This window comes from Tabrizicola sp., assembly GCF_036781545.1.
GTDB lineage: Bacteria > Pseudomonadota > Alphaproteobacteria > Rhodobacterales > Rhodobacteraceae > Tabrizicola.
The window spans coordinates 1-5,953 of sequence record NZ_DAIQAT010000193.1; the positions used below are offsets into that span (position 1 = coordinate 1).

Below are 5,953 nucleotides of genomic sequence, written 5' to 3' on the forward strand. Positions count from 1 at the left end.
GTCCGGCGGTGGAATGGGTTGGGGGAAAGCTGTGCATAAGCCGCTTATCCACAAGATTGAGCCTACCACATCTTGCCTCGGCGATGAAGCGCCAAGCTAGCCCTTGGAAAACTGGCAGGCTCTAGTGGGCGGCAGGGACAGGCAGGGCGAGGCCGCCGGCGGGGAATCAGCCCTTGCGGGCCTCCTGCCAGTCGCGCGGCGCCTTGAGGAAGCTTTCCACCTCGGCAAGCGTCACCGCATCGAAGGCGCCCTGCGCCCGCGCCTCGGCCAGCACGTCCCACCAGGTGCAGAGGTGGTGCAGCTTCACCCCATGCGCGCCAAGCTTCGCCTCGGTATCCGGGAAGATGCCGTAGTAGAAGATCACCGCCGTATGGCCGCAACTGGCCCCGGTTTCGCGGATCGCATCGACGAAGGACAGCTTCGAGCCGCCGTCGGTGGTCAGGTCCTCGACCAGCAGCACCCGCTGTCCCTCGGTCATCGCGCCCTCGATCCGGGCGTTGCGGCCATAGCCCTTCGGCTTCTTCCGGACATAGGTCATCGGCAAAGCCAGCCGCTCGGCCACCAGCGCCGCGAAGGGGATGCCCGCCGTCTCGCCGCCCGCGATGTTGTCGAAGGCCTCCATCCCCGCCTCGCGCATCACGGTCACGGACAGGAAGTCCATCAGGGTGGACCGGATGCGCGGATAGCTGATCAGCTTGCGGCAGTCGATATAGGTGGGCGAGGGCAGGCCCGAGGCCAGCGTGAAGGGTGTCTCGGCGTTGAAATGCACCGCCTTGATCTCCAGCAGCGCACGGGCGGTCAGGCGGGCGATTTCGTCCTTGGGCGGGAAGGTCGAGGGGATCATGGGCAAGCCTTTCAAGCGTCCGAAAATTTTCTGGAAAGTTTTTGGACTTGTTCAGGGGACGACGTGCCAGTGCACAGGAAAGCCGGGATCGAAGACGGTGACAGGCCCTGCCTCCGAAACGATCTTCGCGGGCCAGACACAGGGTTCGGCCCGTTTCTCCAGCCGGATGGTCCCCGCGTTCACCGGCAGGCGGTAGAAGGCCGGGCCGTTCCGCGAGGCGAAGCTTTCCAGTTTGTCCAGCGCGCCTTCCTCTTCGAAGACATGCGCCAGAAGGCTCAGCGTGTTCGTCGCCGTGAAGCAGCCCGCGCAGCCGCAGGCATGTTCCTTCAGCGCATCCACATGCGGCGCGCTGTCGGTGCCAAGGAAATACCGCGGCGCGCCCGAGGTCGCGGCCTTCCGCAGCGCCAGCCGGTGCTTTTCGCGCTTCGCGACCGGCAGGCAGTAGTAATGCGGCTTGATCCCGCCCACGAGGATGTGGTTGCGGTTGATGATCAGGTGATGCGTGGTGATCGTCGCGGCCAGGTTCTCGCCACCTTCCGCCGCATACTCCGCGCCTTCCCCGGTGGTGATATGTTCCATCACCACCCGCAGGTCCGGCAGGCGCCGCCGCAGGGGATCGAGCACCGTGTCGATGAACACCGCCTCACGGTCGAAGATGTCGACCGCCGGGTCCGTCACCTCGCCATGCATGCAGAGCGGCAGGCCGATCCGCGCCATGGTTTCCAGCACGGGCATGACCTTCGCCAGGTCGCGCACCCCCGAATGTGAATTCGTCGTCGCCCCCGCCGGATAAAGCTTCACCGCCTTCACCAGCCCCGACGCTGCTGCGCGCTCCACATCCGCCGGATCGGTACCCTCGGTGAGATAGAGCGTCATCAAGGGTTCGAAACCCATCCCCTCGGGCAAAGCGGCGAGGATGCGGTCGCGGTAGGCCATAGCGTCGTCCAGCGTCACCACCGGCGGCACCAGGTTCGGCATGATGATCGCGCGGGCAAAATGCCGGGCGGTTTCCGGCAGCACGGCCTTCAGCATCGCGCCATCGCGCAGGTGCAGGTGCCAGTCGTCGGGGCGGGGCAGGGTGATCGCTTGCATGGTCCGGCAGGTAACGTAAACCAGACCGCCTTTCCAGTGGCATCGCGTGGCAGATTGCGCCAGAACCGTTGCAGCTTCAGGAGTTCCCGATGATCCGCCCGCTTCTCGTCTTCGCCTGCCTCGCTCTTCCTGCCGCTGCGCAGGAGGTGGACTGCCAGAACGCTGTCACGCAGACCGAGATGAGCCAGTGCGCCTATCACGACTGGGAAATCGCGGATGCAGAGCTGAACCTTGCCTACAAGCGCGCGATGGCGCTGCTGAAGGACTGGGACGCCAACCTGCCCGATGCCGAAAAGGGCGGTGCCGAGGCGCTGAAAGAGGCGCAGCGCGCCTGGATCACCTTCCGCGACAAGGCCTGCGAAGTGGAAGGCTACGCCATGAAGGGCGGCAGCGCCGAACCCTTGCTGGTTTACGGCTGCATGCGCCAGTTGACCGAAGACCGCGCCGCGCAACTGAACGGGCTGGTCGACAACTACGCCAACTAGAGCGTGCCCGACCAAGGTGACAGCTGGTTCTTGTCGGACACGCTACCGCCGAGACCTTCAAGCGTGTTCGGCGCTGCTATCCGCGCGGGACAGGCTCTAGACCGCTTCTCCGGTCAGTTCCGCCAGCCGCCGGGCGAACCGTGGCGCGTTCAGCCGCGAGGTGACCGACCGGCAGATCTTGATCTCGCGCTTCGGATGCCCCGACAGCCGCGCTGCCGCCAGCACCGCGCGCAGGTAGCTGCCGTTCGACCGCCGCCCCCGCCAGAGCCAGGAGAAGCGGTCGGCCGACATCTTGCCCTCCATCGCCGCCTCCAGGATGCGGTCCAGCACCTTCATCTCGCGCAGCGTGTCCTCGGTACCCTCTCCGGTATAACGGGCGTGCAACGGCGTGACCCAGGGTCGCTGGAACAGCGCCGCGTGCATCGCGTCGGGCTGGTGCAGCGGGTCGTGGATCAGCCAGACCTTTGACGCGCTTTCCGTCATGTCCGGCGCATAGCCGTAGCGGCCGCGGAAGTTGATCCGACGGGCGATCCGGTGGCGTTCATCCCAGCCCGCCAGCCCTGGGTCCAGCGTCGCCCGGGGCGCGATCAGCACCAGTTCCGCCTGCGGCGCGGTGATCGAATAGGCCGCCGCCGCATAGCCCGCAGGCCCCGCGCCATAGAACACCACCCGGTCGAAATCCTCCAGGAACCCGTCGTCGGCCAGCCGGTCGAAATACCGGAACACCGCCGGGTCGCGCCACCAGGTCTCGCCCTCGGCCAGGATGGTCAGGATCGACCAGCCCCGCGCCTGCGCCAGCGTGTAGTGCTCCGGCAGCTTGTCCTCACGCTCGCGCAAGCTCTCCGCGTCCTCAAACGTGACCAGAAGCAGCGGGCGTTCCTCGGCGAAGAAGGCGTAGTGCTTGTCCCCCAAAGGCAGGAAATCGCCGTCGCCCTCGGCGATGTCCAGCATCGGGCGTTGCCAGTCGGGCGGCGGGAGAGGGCGAGTGCTCATCGGAGATTGGGTCATCGGTCAAGCAGCAGCGGGCGTCCTGACTCTGGCGAGAGAATACGGCCACCACAAGGCCTTGCGGTGGAAACATTGGCTGCCGATACACGTATGAAGCGCGATGTCCCGCATCAGCCTCCCCCGATGACAACCAAAGGTTGCAATGCTGCCGCAATCCTGCGACCCCCGGTTACGGACGCGGGATATAGGGCTTCCAGATCGCTTCCGCCTCATCCCGGCCCAGCACCCGAGTCGGCCCCGCCATCAGGATCTGGCCGTAAAAGCTGCGCCAGGCATCCTCTTGCATCAACTGGCGAAACCGCGCGTGGCGCCAGTCCACTGCCACCCGGTGCAGCGGCCCCAGCACAGGGTCGCGGTGCAGATCGTCCCGCGCCGCTCCGCTGGCCAGTGCCAGGATCGAGCGGTCCTCTTCGGCGTTGAAGTTGCGTTCCACCCAGTAGGCCACGTCCTGCGCCCCGTCGGCGCGATTGGCCCGCCCGCGATCCCGTTTCAGCACGAAGCTCTGCGCCGCGCCCAGCGGATAGTGGTTCAGCTGCACCAGCGCGTGGTGGTCGCGCCCGACGTCCGAGAACACCCGCCCCCGGTGGAAGGCCGCCGGCAGGACCCGGCCCGCGCCGTCATACCAGCGCTGCGATCCCATCCGCTCGGCCGCCGGCGCGCGGGGCCGGTGCACCCCCAGCTTGCCGTAGCTGCCGTCGTTGCGGACCAGCGTCTTGAACAGTTGCGCCCGCCAAGGCCAGTGCAGCACATGCGGCGCGGCGCGGGTGAAACGCTCCGTCACCGGCGCATCGCGATATTCCACCACCCCCGCATTGCCGAAAAGCCGCCAGGTCAGCGTGATCGCCGTCGCCTCCGGAAGGGCTGCCAGCAGCGCCGGGATCGTGCGGTCGCCGACATGGACATTGACGAACTCGTCGATGTCCAGGACCAGGACCCAATCCGCGCCCGTCACCAGCCGATGCTTGTCCGCCTGCTTCAGCGCCGCCCATTGCGGCCCCTCGTCATGCGGCCCCGGATTGCGGACATGCGCCAGCCAGCCCATCGCCTCCAGCCGGTCCAGCATCGCCTCGGTGCCATCGTCGCAGTCGTTGGAGAAGACCAGAAAATCGGTGACGCCGCAGGCCCGATGGTGCGCCAGCCATTCCAGCAGAAACGCGCCCTCGTTCTTCACGCAAAGGACGGCCGTGATCTTCACCCCGCCCGCCCTTTCATCTTTGCCAAAATATCCCCGCCGGAGGCATCCGACCTCTCCACCCGCGCCACAGCCGAAGGCCTAGCACGGGCAGGGAAACCCGGCCACCCTCAGAAGAAGGCCTGCAACCCGGTGACCGCCCGGCCCAGGATCAGCGCATGGACGTCATGCGTGCCCTCGTAGGTGTTCACCGTCTCCAGGTTCACCATATGGCGCATGACCTGGAAATCCTCCTGGATGCCGTTGCCGCCATGCATGTCGCGCGCCCAGCGGGCCGCCTCCAGCGCCTTGCCGCAGTTGTTGCGCTTGATGATCGAGATCATCTCCGGCGCCGCATTGGCCTCGTCCAGCAGCCGCCCCACCCGCAGGGAGGCCTGCAGCCCCAGCGAAATCTCGGTCAGCATGTTGGCCAGCTTCAGCTGATAAAGCTGCGTCCCCGCGATGGGCTTGCCGAACTGCTTGCGGTCCAGCCCATATTGCCGCGCCGCCGCCATGCAGAATTCGGCCGACCCCATCACGCCCCAGCTGATGCCATAGCGCGCCCGGTTCAGGCAGCCGAACGGCCCCTTCAGCCCTTCGACATGCGGCAAGAGCGCGTCCTCGCCCACTTCCACATCCTTCAACACGATCTCGCCGGTGATCGAGGCGCGCAGCGACAGCTTGCCCCCCACCTTCGGCGCCGAAAGCCCCTTGGTGCCCTTGTCGAGAACAAAGCCCTTGATCTTGCCGCCATGCGCCTCGGACTTGGCCCAGACCACGAAGACATCGGCGATGGGCGCGTTGGAAATCCACATCTTCGCGCCGTTCAGCACATAGCCGTTCGCCGTCTTCTTCGCCGTGGTCTTCATCCCCGCCGGGTCCGACCCCGCATCGGGTTCGGTCAGCCCGAAGCAGCCGATCCATTCGCCCGAGGCCAGCTTCGGCAGGTATTTCTGCCGCTGCGCTTCGGTGCCATAGGCATAGATCGGATACATCACCAGCGAGGATTGCACCGACATCATCGACCGATAGCCCGAATCGACCCGCTCGACTTCCCGCGCGACCAGCCCATAGGCCACATAGGACGCGCCCAGCCCGCCGTATTCCTCGGGGATCGTCACGCCCAGAAGCCCCATCTCGCCCATCTCGCGGAAGATCGCCGGATCGGTGGTCTCGTCGCGATAGGCCGCGATGACGCGCGGTTGCAGCTTCTCTTGCGCATAGGCCCGCGCGGCGTCGCGCAGCATCCGCTCTTCCTCGGACAGCTGGTCGTTCAGCCGGAAGGCATCCTCCCAGTCGAACCGGCCCAGATCGGGCGCATCCTTGGGCTTCAGTTTCGGTTTGTCGGACATG

At 66.3% G+C, this 5,953-nt stretch carries 6 protein-coding genes; 1 reads left to right on the forward strand and 5 read right to left on the reverse strand.

Annotated elements, in window-relative coordinates; all coding sequences use genetic code 11:
- Positions 1–166: 166 nt before the first annotated feature.
- Both V7Q39_RS18700 and pyrC read right to left on the reverse strand, forming a co-directional pair.
- Positions 167–844: an orotate phosphoribosyltransferase gene (locus V7Q39_RS18700; RefSeq protein WP_333818125.1), complete on the reverse strand. Its 678-nt coding sequence runs from the start codon at positions 842–844 to the stop codon at positions 167–169.
- 51 nt (positions 845–895) lie between these two features.
- Positions 896–1,936, reverse strand: a complete 1,041-nt coding sequence (gene pyrC / locus V7Q39_RS18705; RefSeq protein WP_333818126.1) for a dihydroorotase — start codon at positions 1,934–1,936, stop codon at positions 896–898.
- 89 nt (positions 1,937–2,025) lie between these two features.
- On the opposite strand from pyrC, the gene V7Q39_RS18710 reads away from it, so the two are divergent.
- The gene (locus V7Q39_RS18710; RefSeq protein WP_333818127.1) at positions 2,026–2,421 is read left to right on the forward strand and encodes a lysozyme inhibitor LprI family protein; all 396 of its coding nucleotides are present in this window, start codon (positions 2,026–2,028) and stop codon (positions 2,419–2,421) included.
- A 96-nt stretch (positions 2,422–2,517) separates the two neighbouring features.
- On the opposite strand, the gene V7Q39_RS18715 is transcribed toward V7Q39_RS18710, so the two are convergent.
- The 3 genes from V7Q39_RS18715 to V7Q39_RS18725 form a co-directional block, all read right to left on the reverse strand.
- A complete protein-coding gene (locus V7Q39_RS18715) occupies positions 2,518–3,414 on the reverse strand; it encodes a phosphoadenosine phosphosulfate reductase (protein ID WP_333818128.1) in 897 nt (298 codons plus the stop codon).
- Between the two features lie 184 nt (positions 3,415–3,598).
- Entirely contained in the window at positions 3,599–4,624 is a 1,026-nt protein-coding gene (locus tag V7Q39_RS18720; RefSeq protein ID WP_333818129.1) for a glycosyltransferase family 2 protein, read from the reverse strand.
- A 107-nt stretch (positions 4,625–4,731) separates the two neighbouring features.
- Complete coding sequence (locus V7Q39_RS18725) at positions 4,732–5,952, reverse strand: acyl-CoA dehydrogenase (RefSeq protein ID WP_333818131.1); 1,221 nt, start codon at positions 5,950–5,952, stop codon at positions 4,732–4,734.
- Between the last annotated feature and the right edge of the window lies 1 nt (position 5,953).

Excerpts from the sequence above, each read along its gene's own strand:
- V7Q39_RS18700 (WP_333818125.1), bottom strand. The coding sequence starts at position 844 with ATGATCCCCTCGACCTTCCCGCCCAAGGACGAAATCGCCCGCCTGACC.
- pyrC (WP_333818126.1), bottom strand. The coding sequence starts at position 1,936 with ATGCAAGCGATCACCCTGCCCCGCCCCGACGACTGGCACCTGCACCTG.
- V7Q39_RS18710 (WP_333818127.1), top strand. The coding sequence starts at position 2,026 with ATGATCCGCCCGCTTCTCGTCTTCGCCTGCCTCGCTCTTCCTGCCGCT.
- V7Q39_RS18715 (WP_333818128.1), bottom strand. The coding sequence starts at position 3,414 with ATGAGCACTCGCCCTCTCCCGCCGCCCGACTGGCAACGCCCGATGCTG.
- V7Q39_RS18725 (WP_333818131.1), bottom strand. The coding sequence starts at position 5,952 with ATGTCCGACAAACCGAAACTGAAGCCCAAGGATGCGCCCGATCTGGGC.